General features: G+C 66.1%; 15 protein-coding genes. 14 read left to right on the forward strand and 1 reads right to left on the reverse strand.

Annotation, left to right across the window (positions count from 1 at the left end):
* The first annotated feature begins 10 nt into the window (after window positions 1-10).
* From C1H69_RS00220 to C1H69_RS00245, 6 genes are all read left to right on the forward strand, one after another.
* Window positions 11-997 (forward strand): metallophosphoesterase, encoded by a 987-nt coding sequence (locus C1H69_RS00220; protein ID WP_102651497.1) that lies wholly within the window; start codon window positions 11-13, stop codon window positions 995-997.
* A 280-nt stretch (window positions 998-1,277) separates the two neighbouring features.
* Window positions 1,278-2,123: a rhomboid family intramembrane serine protease gene (locus C1H69_RS00225; protein WP_102651413.1), complete on the forward strand. Its 846-nt coding sequence runs from the start codon at window positions 1,278-1,280 to the stop codon at window positions 2,121-2,123.
* A 31-nt stretch (window positions 2,124-2,154) separates the two neighbouring features.
* Window positions 2,155-2,439, forward strand: coding sequence for a YeaC family protein (locus tag C1H69_RS00230; protein ID WP_102651414.1), 285 nt, complete (start codon window positions 2,155-2,157; stop codon window positions 2,437-2,439).
* A 49-nt stretch (window positions 2,440-2,488) separates the two neighbouring features.
* Window positions 2,489-3,277, forward strand: a complete 789-nt coding sequence (locus C1H69_RS00235) for a DUF2797 domain-containing protein (protein ID WP_102651415.1) — start codon at window positions 2,489-2,491, stop codon at window positions 3,275-3,277.
* 71 nt (window positions 3,278-3,348) lie between these two features.
* Window positions 3,349-4,035 carry a glutathione S-transferase family protein gene (locus C1H69_RS00240; protein ID WP_102651416.1) on the forward strand — a complete coding sequence of 229 codons (687 nt, stop codon included), beginning with the start codon at window positions 3,349-3,351 and terminating at the stop codon, window positions 4,033-4,035.
* A gap of 59 nt (window positions 4,036-4,094) precedes the next feature.
* Window positions 4,095-5,084 (forward strand): zinc-dependent alcohol dehydrogenase family protein, encoded by a 990-nt coding sequence (locus C1H69_RS00245; RefSeq protein WP_240609743.1) that lies wholly within the window; start codon window positions 4,095-4,097, stop codon window positions 5,082-5,084.
* A 41-nt stretch (window positions 5,085-5,125) separates the two neighbouring features.
* Here C1H69_RS00245 and C1H69_RS00250 read toward each other — a convergent pair whose 3' ends face one another.
* Window positions 5,126-6,208, reverse strand: a complete 1,083-nt coding sequence (locus C1H69_RS00250) for a PA0069 family radical SAM protein (RefSeq protein WP_102651417.1) — start codon at window positions 6,206-6,208, stop codon at window positions 5,126-5,128.
* A 138-nt stretch (window positions 6,209-6,346) separates the two neighbouring features.
* Here C1H69_RS00250 and C1H69_RS00255 point away from each other — a divergent pair, with 138 nt between their 5' ends.
* From C1H69_RS00255 to C1H69_RS00290, 8 genes are all read left to right on the forward strand, one after another.
* Window positions 6,347-8,611 (forward strand): heavy metal translocating P-type ATPase, encoded by a 2,265-nt coding sequence (locus tag C1H69_RS00255; RefSeq protein WP_102651499.1) that lies wholly within the window; start codon window positions 6,347-6,349, stop codon window positions 8,609-8,611.
* 72 nt (window positions 8,612-8,683) lie between these two features.
* Window positions 8,684-9,742 carry a nicotinate-nucleotide--dimethylbenzimidazole phosphoribosyltransferase gene (gene cobT / locus C1H69_RS00260; protein WP_102651418.1) on the forward strand — a complete coding sequence of 353 codons (1,059 nt, stop codon included), beginning with the start codon at window positions 8,684-8,686 and terminating at the stop codon, window positions 9,740-9,742.
* Window positions 9,739-10,719: an adenosylcobinamide-phosphate synthase CbiB gene (cbiB, locus tag C1H69_RS00265; protein WP_102651419.1), complete on the forward strand. Its 981-nt coding sequence runs from the start codon at window positions 9,739-9,741 to the stop codon at window positions 10,717-10,719. Before cobT ends, cbiB begins: the two co-directional genes overlap by 4 nt.
* Window positions 10,716-11,810 carry a threonine-phosphate decarboxylase CobD gene (gene cobD / locus C1H69_RS00270; RefSeq protein WP_240609744.1) on the forward strand — a complete coding sequence of 365 codons (1,095 nt, stop codon included), beginning with the start codon at window positions 10,716-10,718 and terminating at the stop codon, window positions 11,808-11,810. Before cbiB ends, cobD begins: the two co-directional genes overlap by 4 nt.
* Window positions 11,807-12,352: a bifunctional adenosylcobinamide kinase/adenosylcobinamide-phosphate guanylyltransferase gene (locus C1H69_RS00275; protein WP_102651421.1), complete on the forward strand. Its 546-nt coding sequence runs from the start codon at window positions 11,807-11,809 to the stop codon at window positions 12,350-12,352. Before cobD ends, C1H69_RS00275 begins: the two co-directional genes overlap by 4 nt.
* Entirely contained in the window at window positions 12,349-13,107 is a 759-nt protein-coding gene (gene cobS / locus C1H69_RS00280; protein ID WP_102651422.1) for an adenosylcobinamide-GDP ribazoletransferase, read from the forward strand. The genes C1H69_RS00275 and cobS overlap by 4 nt, the downstream gene beginning before the upstream one ends.
* On the forward strand, window positions 13,059-13,700 hold the full coding sequence (locus tag C1H69_RS00285; protein ID WP_102651423.1) for a histidine phosphatase family protein: 642 nt from the start codon (window positions 13,059-13,061) through the stop codon (window positions 13,698-13,700). The genes cobS and C1H69_RS00285 overlap by 49 nt, the downstream gene beginning before the upstream one ends.
* Entirely contained in the window at window positions 13,652-14,107 is a 456-nt protein-coding gene (locus C1H69_RS00290; protein ID WP_102651424.1) for a bifunctional adenosylcobinamide kinase/adenosylcobinamide-phosphate guanylyltransferase, read from the forward strand. The genes C1H69_RS00285 and C1H69_RS00290 overlap by 49 nt, the downstream gene beginning before the upstream one ends.
* Window positions 14,108-14,112: the final 5 nt, after the last annotated feature.

Consider the following 14,112-nt stretch of genomic DNA (forward strand, 5'->3'; position numbering starts at 1 on the left):
ACAGGCAGCAATCGAAGGCTACGACCTGATCGGCGACGTGCACGGCTGCGGTGCCACGCTGGGCGCTCTGCTGGAAACGCTCGGCTACCACCAGCGTGCCGGCGTGTACTGCCATCCCCGTCGACGGGTGATATTTCTGGGAGACCTGATCGATCGTGGCCCCCGCATCCGCCTGGCGGTGAACATCGCCCGGCGCATGGTCGAGGAAGGGGAGGCCCATATCGTCATGGGCAATCATGAATACAATGCCCTGGCGTATTGTCATCGGGCGCCGCGCCGCTTTGGTCGTGAATGGCTTCGCGCCCATTCGCCACGCCACAACCGCATCATCAAGGAGACGCTGGACCAGTACCGCGATCATCCTGGCGAGTGGGAAGACGTTCTGGCCTGGTTTCTGGATATCCCGCTCTTTCTGGAACTGCCGGGACTGCGGGTGGTTCACGCCTGCTGGGACCAGTCGCTGATCGATGAGCTGCGTCGGACCCATCCCGATGGCCGTATCGACGAAGCCTTTCTCGAGGCCTCGGTGGACCCCGGCACCCAGGCTTTTCGGGTGCTGGACCGGCTCACCCGCGGTTCCCATATCCCGCTGCCGAGGGGCGTCGAGATCCACTCGGGCGATGGGTTCACCCGGCGCAGCTTTCGCGCCCATTTCTGGGCTCGCGAGCCCAGAACCTGGGGCGATGTGATCTTCCAGCCGGATAACCTCCCCGATGACCTCGAGGAGCGGTCGCTGACCGACACCGAAAGGTCCCGGCTGAGCTACTACGGGCCTGAACAGCGGCCGCTCTTCATTGGCCATTACTGGTGTGAGGGAATCCCCGCCCTGCCTGCGGCCAATATAGCCTGCCTGGATTACAGCGCCGTGAAGTTCGGGCGATTGGTCGCGTATCGCTGGAGCGGTGAAGCGCACCTGGATGCCAACCACTTCGTCTGGATCAGAGTGCCCCCCGAGGAGCAGGCAAGGCCAAGGCCCTGGGAAATCGACTTCGATTGAGTGTCCGGCCTGCCTGCGCCTGTTGGTTGCAAAGCATTACAATATTTTTTTCAGGGGGCGTGAACTTCCTGGCGCTGGACCCGTCTGAGTAGGTGTTCCCTTGAATGATCCCTTGCTCTTGTCCGGCGGCCCCCTTCCGCCGGACTTTTTCTGTGCCCCGGTTTTGTTCGCCCGTGGCTCTGGTTGGCCGCCAGGCGGATGTTTTTCACCAGGCCGCCATTGTGATGCCCGGCTTATCAAAGCAAGATTCCTGTTAATGAAGCCTATTCAGGGAGAGTTCATGTATCGCGTCATGCTGTTTCCCCACGATGCCGATGTCGGGGACTTGCGCCGTGCGCTGTGGGCCCATCGAATCGGTCACCGATTTACCAATGAGGAGGAGGGTCAGGTGCTGTGGCTGGCCAACCCCACCCAACATGATGCCATGATGCAGCTGCTGTCCCGCTGGCAGAGGGGCGAGACACTCATGTCGGAGCGGCGCCGCCTCCCCGCAGGCGGTGCTTCGCTGGCGATTCCGTTTCGCCAGGCGCCGGTCACCGCCACGGCCCTGGCCGTGTCATTACTGGTATTCGCCCTGATGTGGCTGTTGGGCGATATCGTGGTGGCTGTCTTGACCATTGTGCCGATCGGTATCGCCAACGGTGGCCTTGCCTTCGGCAGCCTTGGCGATGCGCTGGCCACCGGGCAAGTCTGGCGGTTGCTGTCGCCGGCCTTCCTGCATTTCGGCTGGATGCATCTGATCTTCAACATGATGTGGCTGTGGTATTTCGGTCGTCAGGTCGAGGCCTTGCATGGCCCGGGGCGCATGCTGATGATCCTGCTGGTTGCCGGCATCGGGGCCAACCTGGCCCAGTACGCGACCGGCACGGTGCTGTTTGGCGGTATGTCCGGCGTCGACTATGCCCTGCTGGGGTATGTCTGGCTGATGTCCCGGCGCGCGCCTCACAGCGGCTTCTTCGTACCGCAGATGCTGGTGGTGTTCATGCTGGGCTGGATGGTCTTCACCATGACCGATGCCGCCGGTGCCGTAGGCTTCGGTAACGTGGCCAATGAGGCCCATCTGGGCGGGCTAGTCGTTGGCCTTGCGCTGGGCTGGTATTATTCCGGTCGAGCCCGCCGCCATTGAGCGCCTGTTGCCACCTTTGAGAGAGTGACCCATGAGCGATATGACCTTCGAGCGCATGATTCAACAGATGACCCCGGTCATCTACGACAGCCTCAAGCAGGCGGTTGCGCTGCGCAAGTGGCCCGATGGGCGAAGACTGACCAGCGAACAGACCGAGCTTTGCCTCGAGGCGGTGATGCGCTACGAGATGGAGAACAACGTACCCGAGGCGCAGCGGGTCGGCTACCTGGAACAGCGTACCTGCGGCAGCGCCAGCAGTGGCGCCGATGTACCACCCGAGCTGGCGGGGCTGGCGCGGGATGCCACCCGTGGTTGAGGTGTCCTTGATCGAGGCTGACGCGTCGCCCCGGGGGTGCCTCTCCAAGATGGCCATCGTTCCCGGCGAGCCGGTGCGCTATACGCTGCGTGCCGGTGAGCTGCGGCTGGACCTCAATTCCCGGCTGGGCCGCCCCCTGCGGTTGGAATGGACCGGTGCCATTGCCTGCACGCATTGCGGACGCGCGACGAAGAAGAGCTTCGCCCAGGGATACTGCTACCCCTGTTTCAAGAAATTGGCCCAGTGCGATACCTGTATCGTCAAACCGGAAACCTGCCATTTCTTTGCCGGCACCTGTCGCGAGCCGGAGTGGGCCGAGCGCCATTGTTTCCAGCCCCATGTGGTCTATCTGGCCAACTCTTCCGGTCTCAAGGTGGGCATTACCCGAGGCACCCAGGTGCCGACGCGCTGGCTAGACCAGGGGGCGATTCAGGCCTTGCCCATACTGCAAGTCGACACCCGCCAGCAGTCGGGTGTCGTCGAGATGCTGTTCAAGGAGGAGGTGGCCGATCGCACCAACTGGCGGGCCATGCTCAAGGGCGAGGTCGAGCCGATGGACCTGTGTGCCGAGCGGGATCGGCTGCTGGCACGCCTGGAAGGGGGCTTCGCCAACCTGCATGAGCGCTTCGGCGCAGAGGCCATCCAGGTTCTCGATGTGCCTCCGGTTGCCTTCGACTATCCGGTGCTCGAATTCCCGCGCAAGATCGTCTCGCACAACTTCGACAAGCAGCCCGTCGTGGCCGGAACCCTGCTGGGCCTCAAGGGGCAATACCTCATTCTCGACAGCGGCGTGATCAACCTGCGCAAGTTCACCGGTTATGAGGTGGTGGTCGGCTGAAACGGGGCGGCAGGCGGCTCGTCGAAAGGCTATGCTTGTGCTTCCCATACCAACCGGCCAGGCAAAGGACCATGTACCGACTGCATATCGCCAACAAGAACTATTCATCGTGGTCGCTGCGCCCCTGGGTGCTGATGCGTCAGCTCGAGATCCCGTTCGAGGAATGCTTGACGCCCTTCGATCCCGGTACGAGTTGGGCCTCGTTCCGTACTTTCTCGCCTTCGGGCCTGGTTCCGTGCCTGGAGGATGGCACACGCCCGGTCTGGGATTCGCTGGCTATCATCGAATATCTGGCGGAGCGCCATGCCGGCGTCTGGCCAGCCGATGACGAGGCCCGCGCCTGGGCCCGCTGCGCCAGCAGCGAAATGCACGCCGGGTTCTCCGCCCTGCGCGGACAGTGCTCCATGAACTGCGGGGTGCGGGTCAGGCTCCATGACGTGTCGCCGTCCCTGGCGCGGGACCTGGCCCGGCTCGATGAACTGTGGCAACAGGGGCTCGAGCGCTTTGGCGGCCCCTTCCTGGCGGGGGAGTCCTATACGGCGGTGGATGCCTTCTTCGCCCCGGTGGCATTCCGAATACAGGGGTTCGGACTTGAGCTGAGCGAGACCTCGATGGCCTATGCGTCGACATTGCTCGCTCTCCCGAGCATGCGGCAGTGGCTGGGCGAGGCATTGGCCGAGCCCTGGCGTGAAGCGGACCACGAGGCGGAGCTGCACAGGAGTGGCACCGTGCTGGAGGATCTGCGCCAGGCGCCTTGATGCCTTCTCCTAAAGACGACGAGACGAGGACACACCCGATGGCGGACAGGATGCGTGCGATGCGATTGCATGTCCCCGGCCAGCCGCTGGTGCTGGACCGGATTCCTCGCCCCGAGCCTGGAACGGGAGAGGTTCAACTGCGGGTATTGGCCTGTGGGGTCTGCCGTACCGACCTCCATGTGGTGGACGGTGAACTGACCGACCCCGTTCTGCCGCTGATCCCTGGTCATGAAATCGTCGGGTCCATCACGGCGTTGGGGGAGGGCGTTGGGTCCCTGCAGGTGGGCGATCATGTCGGTGTGCCCTGGTTGGGCTGGACCTGCGGTACGTGCGATCACTGTGCGGCTGGACGGGAGAACCTCTGCGCGAAGGCCCGTTTCACCGGCTATACCCGCGAGGGTGGCTACGCCGAGTACTGCGTGGCCGATGCCCGTTACTGCTTTCCCCTGCGCGGCATTCAGGCCGCCGCCGACGCCCAGGCGGCAGCCCCTCTCCTGTGTGCCGGTCTGATCGGCTATCGGACCTGGCGATTGGCGGGCGGTGAGACCCCACGACGCCTGGGAATCTATGGCTTCGGTGCCGCGGCGCATATTCTCGTGCAACTCGCTGTGGCCAAGGGGCAGTCCGTCTACGCTTTCACCCGCCAGGGGGACATCACCGCGCAGGCTTTCGCCCGGCGACTGGGCGCCGTATGGGCGGGCGGGAGCGATGAGACACCTCCCGAGCCACTCGACGCTGCGCTGCTGTTCGCCCCGGTTGGCGAACTGATACCCATCGCACTCTCCCACGTGCGACCGGGAGGAGCGGTCGTGTCGGGCGGCATCCATATGTCCGATATACCGTCCTTTCCCTACCGACTGCTGTGGGAGGAGCGCAGCGTCGGCTCGGTCGCCAACCTGACACGACGCGATGGCGAGGAGTTCCTGCCGCTGGCGGCACGACTGCCGATACGCACCGAAACCCGGGCCTATCCGCTGGAAGAGGCCAACCAGGCGCTTGCCGACCTGCGCGAAGGGCGTCTGACCGGCGCGGCCGTGCTGATGCCCTGAGCCCGCGGCCTGAAACAGGGCTCGCGCTTGCCCATGTGGCCTCAGTCGAACAGATCGCCCTGGTCGCGTGGCGGACGAAAGACCGTGGTGTCCAGCCGCTGTGCCGATCGTACGGCGGGTATGTTGAACCCCAGGCGTCGGCATGCCCGATCGAAGCGCTGGGCCAGCAGGTCGGCAAACACCCCCTGTCCGCGCATGCGCTTGCCGAAGCGGGCGTCGTAGGCCATTCCTCCACGGCACTGACGCATCAGGCTCATCACCTTGCCGGCCCGCTCGGGGTAATGGGCATTGAGCCACTCCTCGAACAGCGGGGCCACTTCGTGAGGCAGGCGCAGCAGCGTCCACCCGGCGCAATCGGCGCCGGCCTCCCGGGCTGCGCCAAGCAGCCGTTCCAGCTCATGGTCGGTCAGCCCGGGTATCACCGGCGCGATCAGGGCGCCGACCGGTATGCCGGCCTTCGCCAGCCGCTCGATGGTCCTGAGTCTGGCGCCGGGTGATGCGGCCCGGGGCTCCAGGGTACGCTTGAGATCCGAATCAAGGCTTGTCAGGCTGATCATGACCCTGACCAGTTTCCTGCCGGCCAGCCCGGTCAGAAGATCGAGATCGCGCAGGATCAGGGCGCTCTTGGTCACGATCGTGACGGGGTGGCGGCACTCGAGCAGGAAGGCCAGGAGCTGGCGTGTCGTTTTTCGCTCGGCCTCCAGGGGCTGGTAGCAGTCGGTATTGCCCGACAGATTGATCGGGCGGCAGGTATAGCCCGGCTTGCACATCTCCTCGCGCAGCCGTTCTACCAGACCGGTGCGGGCGATCAGTCGTGTCTCGAAGTCCAGTCCGGGAGAGAGGTCCCAGTAGGCATGGCTCGGCCGCGCGTAGCAGTAGATACAGCCGTGCTCGCATCCTCGGTAGGGGTTGAGGGAGCGGTCGAACCCCAGGTCGGGCGAGTTGTTCCACGAGAGGGCGCTGCGCGAGCGTTCGTCGCTCACCACGGTGGCCAGCCGGTCGGGCGTGGCCTCCTGCCACCAGCCATCGTCTACCGTTTCGCTGCTGGTGGGGGCGAAGCGATTGTCCGGATTGAAGGTCGCCCCGCGGCCCTTGCGTCTCATCGTTTCGGGATGGCTTGTCATTGGATATTCCTGTGAGAAATCTGTATTTATATACAGTATAGAGGGGTCTGGCCACTTCGCCAAACGGCCTTTTCGCTGGTCACCGTGAAGGCAGGGCTTGGCCAGCGGGGACGGTTTGGTTAGGTTGAAGGGATGACCATGCCTCCACCCACCCAAGCGAATGAGTCAGCCGAGGTGCTCTTCTCGGTACAGGGCCTGTGGTGCACCAGCTGCGCCCTGGCCGTCGAGGCCCGGCTGTCGCGCCTGCCCGGTGTCCAGTCGGCAAGCCTGCACTATCCCAGCGCGACGCTGCTGGTATCGGGAACGCACGACGCACTGGACGAGGACAGGCTGGCGGCTGTGGTGCGTCGGCTCGGTTATCGTCTCGCGCCTCCAGAGGCGGCTCGGGATGCCGAGGCGCGCCTGGAGGCGGAGAGCCGTTACCTGTCATTGCGGCTGATGGTGGCGCTCGCCTTCGGCATGTGGACCATGCTCGCCTCGTTGCTGATCTATGCCGGCGCCTTGCCCCATGCCGGGCTCGAGCAGGTGATGGCCTGGGTTTCCGGTGCCTTCGCGGTACCGGTGGTCGGCTATGCCGGCGTGCCGTTCTACCGTGCCGCCTGGCGTACGCTGCGAGCGCGCCGGCCCGGCATGGATGCTCTGGTCACCCTGGGAGCGCTAGGGGCCGTCGGCGTTTCCCTGTGGCTGCTTTACCGGGGCTCGGCTGAAGTGTATTTCGACACCGCCGTGATGCTGATCCTGCTGTTGCTGGCGGGAAGGCTGGTGGAAACCTTGTGTCGTCACCGCGGCCTGCGTGCCCTGCAGGCCCTGCATACGCCTGTCGGGGAAGTCGCCCGCTGGGGCCGGGGGGCCTGGCAGGCCTGCGCCGTGGAAGAGGTGGGTGAAGGCGATCGTTTGAGGGTGGCGGCGGGAGAGGTACTGCCACTGGACGGCACCCTGTGTGACGAAGAGGCGCTGCTCGACCTGGCTCCACTGACCGGCGAGAGCGCGCCGCGGCGTTTTCTCCCGGGAGAGGCCATGGCGGCCGGCTGCCGCAACCTGGGGCCACCGCTGGTGCTGGAGGTCACGGCGGTGGCGGGTCGGTGTCGCCTGGACAAGCTGCGGGAAAGGATGTGGTGGCAGCAGGCACGCAAGGGCGAATTGCAGCGCATGGCCGACCGCTTCGCGGCCTGGCTGAGTCCGCTCGCCGTGGTGCTTGCGCTCTTCACGCTCGGTGTCGCATGGCTGGCCGGGATGCCTCAGGAGGAAGCGCTGGTGCGGGCGCTCTCGGTGCTGGTGGTCGCCTGTCCCTGTGCCGTGGGGCTGGCGATTCCCCTGGCGGGGCTGGCCGGCAGCGGCCGCGCCCTGGCCCGAGGCGTGGTGTTCCGCGATCCCGGAGCTTTCGAGATGTTCGCCGATATTCGCTCTGCCGCCTTCGACAAGACCGGCACCCTGACCCCGGGGGAGCCGCAGGTCATTGCCGTGACCGTGGCATCTGGTGTCGATCACGTCTCGTTGGTTGGGCTTGCCGCGCTGGCAGCCCAGGGCAGCCAGCACCCGCTGTCCCGGGCCTTGTGTCGGTACGCCCGGGACCAGGACGTGCAAGGAGCGGGCGAGATGCGGCAGGAAGACGAGAGGCGGGGTCAGGGGCGCCGGGTCGAACTGGTCGACGGCCGTGAGCTTCTCCTGGGTAGTGGCTCATGGTTGAAGTCGCTGGGCATCGAGATCCCGTCGGGAACTGACGAGGCAACAAGCGAGGTGGCGCTGGGGGTGGACGGCCGCTGGCTGGGGACCTTTTCCCTGGGGGAGGCCCCACAGCCCGGCACCCGGGAGACGCTGGCCCGGCTACGAGAGGCCGGGTTGACCCTGGCGCTGATCAGCGGTGATCGTGGCCCGGCGGTCCAGCGTTTTGGCCGGCTGGTCGGCCTGGGCCCCGGAGAGTGTTACCCCGACCGGCTTCCCGAGTCGAAATCCAGGCTGGTCGCGGCGATGCCGCAGCCTTCGCTCTATGCGGGGGACGGTATCAATGACGTGCTGGGAATCGCGACGGCCAGTGTCGGCGTGGCGCCGCTGGGCGCCAGTTCCGCCGCCCAGGAAGGCGCCGCGGTCGTGCTGTTGCGTCCGGGAATCGGCGGCGTGGAAACCGCCTGGCAGTTGGCACGGCGCACCCGGCGGGTAATGCGCCAGAACCTGGTGCTGTCGGGCCTCTACAATGCGCTGGCGCTGGGGTTGGCGGTGAGCATGGCGATTCCCCCCCTGGTTGCCGTTCTGGCCATGGTGGCGAGCTCGCTGAGCGTCATGGCCAATTCGGCAAGGTTGGGATGGGGTGGTCATGAGGAGCCAGCCGATGCCCGGGGGGCCTTTGGCGTGCCGGGTGAGCCACGGGTCGACGAACCGACGCTGAAAGCCAACCGGGCGGCCTGATGCCCTGCGCGGCATCGCCCGGGCTTGCTATGATGGGCCCTGTTTTTCCCATGCCAACGATGGATGCATTGCATGCTCGCCGATACTCTCGCAAGTCTCCAGCCCATCGACAAGACCATCGCTGACCGGGTTCTCGCCCACCTGAACCGGTTGACCAAACCGCCCGGCAGCCTCGGCCGGCTCGAATCCCTCGCCGTTACCCTGGCCACGATCACGGGGGAGGCGTTTCCGCGGGTGACACCGCCAGGCGTGCTGGTCTTCGCCGCCGACCACGGGGTGGCGGCCGAGGGCGTTTCCGCCTTTCCCCAGGCCGTTACCGGCCAGATGGTGGCCAACTTCCTCGCGGGTGGTGCAGCCATCAACGTCTTCGCCCGCCAGATCGGTGCTCGCCTCGAGGTGATCGATGTCGGGGTGGCTGCCGAGCTGCCCGGCCAGGCGCCCGAGTTCGTCGATGAAAAGGTTCGCTTCGGTACGGCGAACTTCGTCGAGCGGGATGCCATGACCCGTGCAGAGGCCGAGCGGGCTGTCGAGGTGGGCATCCGAGCCGCCAAGCGAGCTATCGAGGGCGGCTGCCGTTGCCTGATCGTCGGTGAGATGGGTATCGCCAACACGACGGCAAGCAGTGCCCTGCTGGCGGTATTGACCGGTGAGCCGGTGGCGAACCTGATCGGACCGGGCACCGGCATTCCCGAAAGCCGCCTGTCCCACAAGCAAGCCATCATCGAACGGGCCATCCGTGCCAGGGCGCCGGATCGCCAGGACCCGATGGATATGTTGGCCAAGCTGGGCGGGCTCGAGATCGCCGCCATGACGGGGGCTTACCTGGGCGGTGCTTCCCGGCGCCTGCCTCTGCTGGTGGATGGCTTCATCGCCACCGTGGCGGCGTTGCTTGCCTGTCGTCTCAATCCGGTGGTGCGCGACTACCTGATCTTCGCCCATCGTTCCAGCGAGCCTGGGCACGTCAAGGCATTGGTGGCACTGGGTGGCGAGCCATTGCTGGACCTGGAGCTTCGCCTGGGTGAAGGCACGGGAGCGGCCCTGGCCTTCCCCCTGTTGACGGCGGCGACCGGCATGCTGGCTGATATGGCGACTTTCGAGGCCGCCGGGGTCGCCGGTGGCGAAGGGACATGATCACAGAACCGTTCTCGCTCACGCTGTTCGTTTTGCTGGTGGGGGCGATTGCGCTGGACTTGTTGATCGGCGATCCGCCTCGGCTCCCGCATCCGGTCGTGGGAATGGGGCGTGTCATCGTGATTCTGGAGCAAGCCTGGAACCGCGGCTCGTCCACGGCCCGTCGGCTCAAGGGAGCATTGCTGACCCTCATCGTGGTGACCGGCGTCTACGTTCTGGTTTGGGGCCTGCTGGTGGTATTGGCCCGTTTGCATCCAGTCCTGGGTCTGGCCGCGGAGCTCTGGCTGCTCGCCACTGCCCTGGCCATCAAGGGGTTGCGTGACGCCGTGCTGGAGGTGGCCAGGCCGCTGGCCGGAGGAGACCTCGACAGCGCCCGGCAGGCGCTTTCGATGATCGTGGGGCGCGATACGGCAACTCTCGGTGAAGCCGATATCACCCGGGGCGCGGTGGAAACGGTGGCCGAGAATACGGTGGACGGCATTACCGCGCCATTGTTCTGGGCACTGCTGGGCGGTGTGCCCCTGGCGCTTGCCTATAAGGCAATCAACACCCTGGATTCCATGGTCGGCTATCGCAACGAACGCCATGGGGATTTCGGCTGGGCATCGGCACGGCTCGACGATCTGGCCAACTGGATGCCGGCGCGCCTGACCGCGCTGGCCATGTGGCTCGCGGCGCTTGCCGTGCCCGGGGCGCGCACCGGGGGGGCGCTGGCTGCGACTATTCGGGAGGCGCCTCGCCATGCAAGCCCCAACAGCGGCTGGTCGGAGGCGATGGTGGCCAACCTGATGGGCGTGCGGCTGGGTGGAACCAACCACTACGCCGGTGTGGCCTCGCACCGTGCCACCCTGGGTGAGCCCTGGGAACCGCTCGACGTTGGACACATCGGCCGCGCCATCCGCCATATGCATGGTGGCTGGATGGTCTTCGTGCTGTTCATGGCACTGGCGGTTCTGTTGCAGGAGTGGTTGGCTTGAGCCTGGATGACGATCGCTGGCCGCGCCATGGTGGGCAGGCGGCGGCACTGCTGGCGCGCTTCGGCCTGCCCCATGACCAGCCGCTGATCGACTTCAGTGCCAATCTCAATCCGTTGGGCCCGCCGGCCTGGGTGCCCGAGCGGCTGGCCGAGCTGGCCGCCGGCCTGGCGCATTACCCCGACCCGGGCTACCCGAGGGCGCGCGAGGCGATCGCCCGACACGAGGGCGTCGCCGTGGAGCAGGTGCTGCTGACCAACGGCGGGGCAGAGGCGATCTTTCTCACGGCCGCCCTGCACCCCGGGGGACGGGCAGCTGTCCTCCAGCCGAGTTTTGGCGAGTATACCCGGGCCTGTGCGGCCCATGGCCTGGCGGTCTCGTCTCTCGCCATGACGGCACCCGATTTCCGGCTCGACCCGGAAGCCGTCGAAGCACGGCTCGGCGACTGCGACCTGCTGTTCCTTTGTCGGCCCAACAATCCCACCGGAACCCTCTCCCCTTGGATGGCCGTCGAGACGCTGCTGGGCATGGCGCGGCGTCAGAATTGTCGGGTGGTGATCGACGAAGCCTTCATCGATTTCGTCGATGCACCGGGGGAGCGGCTGTCACCGCTGCTGGCGGGATTCGACAACCTGATCCTGCTGCGCTCGCTGACCAAGCTCTATACCTTGCCAGGACTGCGCCTGGGCTATGTGCTGGCTGGCGAGGAAACCATGCGTCGGCTTCAGGATCACCAGCCGCCCTGGAGCGTGAACCATTTGGCGGCGGAACTGGTGGAAGACCTGCTGGCCGACGAGGATTTTCTCGTTCGTACCCAGGCCTGGCTGCGTGAGGAGCGTCCGCGATTTCAGTCCCGCCTCGCGTCGCTGGGGCTCGAAGTGATGCCGAGCCAGGCCAATTTCTGCCTGGTACGCCAGAATACCGGCCCGGCAGCGGCCGATGCGCTGCTGGGGCGGCTGCTGCATGCCGGCATCCTGGCCCGCCATACGCATGATTTTTCCGGCCTCGACGGGAGTTGGCTGCGCCTGGCGCTGCGCGGACGGGCCGACAACGACCGCTTGTTCGCGGCGCTGGCGGCAGAGATCTCGCCATGATCGCCTTTGTCAGCGGTGGTGCCCGCTCGGGCAAGAGCGCGGTGGCCGAACGCCTGACGCTCGATGTACAGCAGCGGCGTGGTGGTCCACGCGTCTACCTGGCCACTGCCATCGAATCGGATGGCGAGATGTCGGCACGGATCGCCCGCCACCGGCGTGAACGCGACGATGGCTGGATCACGCTCGAGGCGCCACTGGCGCTGGGTGAGGCGCTTCCTGCCGTACCGGAAGGCGCCACTGTACTGCTTGATTGTCTGACCCTCTGGTCCAGCCGGGCACTGTACGAGGGTGGGCTCGACGAGGCGGGTGGATACGCGGAGCTGACGGAGCTGCTTCGTGTGGCGAGAGAGAGGCGAATCGCCCTGGTGGTGGTTTCCAACGACCTCAACGAGGGCCTGCCGCCCCGGGACGCCGAAACCTGGCGCTACCTGGCCTTCCTGCAACGGCTGCATCGCCGGCTGGCCGCCGAGGCCGAGTGGGTGATCGAGGTGGTGGCGGGCCTGCCCATCGAGTGGAAAGCCCACGGGGAAGCAAGACGATGAAAGAGGCGGGATATGGGCTGCTGCTGGCCATCCAGTTCCTGACCCGGCTGCCGGTACCGGTCGAGTGCCCCTGGACCCCGACCACCAGCCGCTGGGCCCTTCGCTGCTATCCCCTGGTGGGGCTGCTGCTGGGTGCGATACTGGCCGGCGCCGCGGCACTGCTCCGGGAGGTGTTCCCCGTACCGCTGCTGGCGCTGGCGTTGCTCAGCCTGTGGGTGGCGCTTTCCGGCGGGCTGCATCTGGATGGCCTGATGGATGTGGCCGATGCCCTGGGCAGCAACGCGCCGCTGGAGCGGCGCTGGGCGATCATGAAGGACCCCCAGGTGGGCAGCTTCGGTATGCTGGCGCTGATATTCCTGCTGGCCTGGAAGGGGGCCTTGCTATGGGCCTTGCTGGAAGCCGACGTCGACCTCATGGTGGTGATGGTGATCCCCGCCATGGGGCGCTTCGGTGCCGTGCTCCTGCTGTGTCTTGCCCCCTGCGCGCGACGCGAGGGGCTGGCCTGGGCCTGGCAACGGCACCTGGAGCACCGTGATCTACTGCTGTCGGCAGTGCCGTTGCTGCTGATTGCCTGGTGGCTGACGGGCTGGCTCGTGTTGATGGCTGCCTTGCTGATATTCCTGCTCGGCCATGGCCTGGCCATGACCCGCGCGTTTCGCGGCATCAACGGTGATATCGTGGGTGCCGGCATCGAGGGAGGAGAAGTATGGCTTCTGCTGATCGCCTGGATCTGGTGGTCGTCCGCCATGGGTTGACGGCCTGGAACCGTGAGCAGCGCTACCAGGGGCAGCGCGATATCCCGCTGTTGCTGCCCGATGCCCTCGAGGGCATGGACCGATTGCGGGACAAGCTGGCCGGAGAGCGTTTCGACGCCGTGTATTGCAGTGACCTGACGCGCTGTCGTCAGACCCTGGCGCATGTGCTGGACGTCGACAGCACCCCCGCTGAGCCGCGCCTCGATGCTCGCCTGCGCGAGCTCGACTTCGGTGCCTACGAGGGCAAGTGCTATGTCGAGCTCAAGGATGAACCGCTTTACCGCGCCTGGATCGACACCCGCGGCGAGCAGCCTCCTCCCGGTGGCGAGTCGACGGCGAATCTGCGCCAGCGGCTCGATACGTGGCTGGCTGACCTGTTCCGTGCCGCCGAAGCCGAGGGGCACCGGCGGATACTGGCGGTGAGCCATGGCGGTGTGATTCGCGAACTGCGACGACGCTTCGAGGCGATCGACTTCTGGGACGGCAGCGTTGGCCAGGCCCAGGGGCGGCAGCTGACGTTCACGCATCAACGGGGGGATTGGCTATGCAGCTCTTCATCGGCGGTGCCTGTGCCGGCAAGCGTGATGTCGTAAAGGCGCGTTTCCCCGCCGCTGGCTGGCATCGCATCGAGGCCCGCCCGGGCCTGAATGCCTGGCAGGACCGGGTCGTGGCCGGCATGGACCTGGTGCTGACCGGCTGGCTGGACTGGCTGGATGCCGCCCTGGACGTTGAGCCCGCCGATGACACGCTTCGGAGCACCATGACAGAAGCCCTGGATGACCTGTGCCATGCCGAGCGCGAGCAAGGCTTCCAGGTGGTGTTGATCCTGCCGGAGATAGGGCGTGGCATCGTCCCGATGGACGCTCGGGACCGGCGTCTGCGTGACCTGGCCGGCTGGCTGGCGCAGGACGCCGCCGTACGAGCCCGGCAGGTGTGGTACGTGCGCCACGGCCTTGTCCAATCACTGCGCGAGATCAATACACCGGTCGATGGACATTGACGCAC

The organism is Billgrantia endophytica (assembly GCF_002879615.1).
Classification (GTDB): domain Bacteria; phylum Pseudomonadota; class Gammaproteobacteria; order Pseudomonadales; family Halomonadaceae; genus Halomonas; species Halomonas endophytica.

Bases quoted from the DNA above. Each gene is read 5' to 3' on its own strand.
- C1H69_RS00285 (WP_102651423.1), top strand. From the start codon at position 13,059: ATGGCTTCTGCTGATCGCCTGGATCTGGTGGTCGTCCGCCATGGGTTG.
- C1H69_RS00275 (WP_102651421.1), top strand. From the start codon at position 11,807: ATGATCGCCTTTGTCAGCGGTGGTGCCCGCTCGGGCAAGAGCGCGGTG.
- C1H69_RS00230 (WP_102651414.1), top strand. From the start codon at position 2,155: ATGAGCGATATGACCTTCGAGCGCATGATTCAACAGATGACCCCGGTC.
- C1H69_RS00255 (WP_102651499.1), top strand. From the start codon at position 6,347: ATGCCTCCACCCACCCAAGCGAATGAGTCAGCCGAGGTGCTCTTCTCG.
- C1H69_RS00245 (WP_240609743.1), top strand. From the start codon at position 4,095: ATGCGATTGCATGTCCCCGGCCAGCCGCTGGTGCTGGACCGGATTCCT.
- cbiB (WP_102651419.1), top strand. From the start codon at position 9,739: ATGATCACAGAACCGTTCTCGCTCACGCTGTTCGTTTTGCTGGTGGGG.
- cobT (WP_102651418.1), top strand. From the start codon at position 8,684: ATGCTCGCCGATACTCTCGCAAGTCTCCAGCCCATCGACAAGACCATC.
- C1H69_RS00250 (WP_102651417.1), bottom strand. From the start codon at position 6,208: ATGACAAGCCATCCCGAAACGATGAGACGCAAGGGCCGCGGGGCGACC.
- C1H69_RS00290 (WP_102651424.1), top strand. From the start codon at position 13,652: ATGCAGCTCTTCATCGGCGGTGCCTGTGCCGGCAAGCGTGATGTCGTA.
- cobS (WP_102651422.1), top strand. From the start codon at position 12,349: ATGAAAGAGGCGGGATATGGGCTGCTGCTGGCCATCCAGTTCCTGACC.
- C1H69_RS00225 (WP_102651413.1), top strand. From the start codon at position 1,278: ATGTATCGCGTCATGCTGTTTCCCCACGATGCCGATGTCGGGGACTTG.
- C1H69_RS00235 (WP_102651415.1), top strand. From the start codon at position 2,489: ATGGCCATCGTTCCCGGCGAGCCGGTGCGCTATACGCTGCGTGCCGGT.
- C1H69_RS00240 (WP_102651416.1), top strand. From the start codon at position 3,349: ATGTACCGACTGCATATCGCCAACAAGAACTATTCATCGTGGTCGCTG.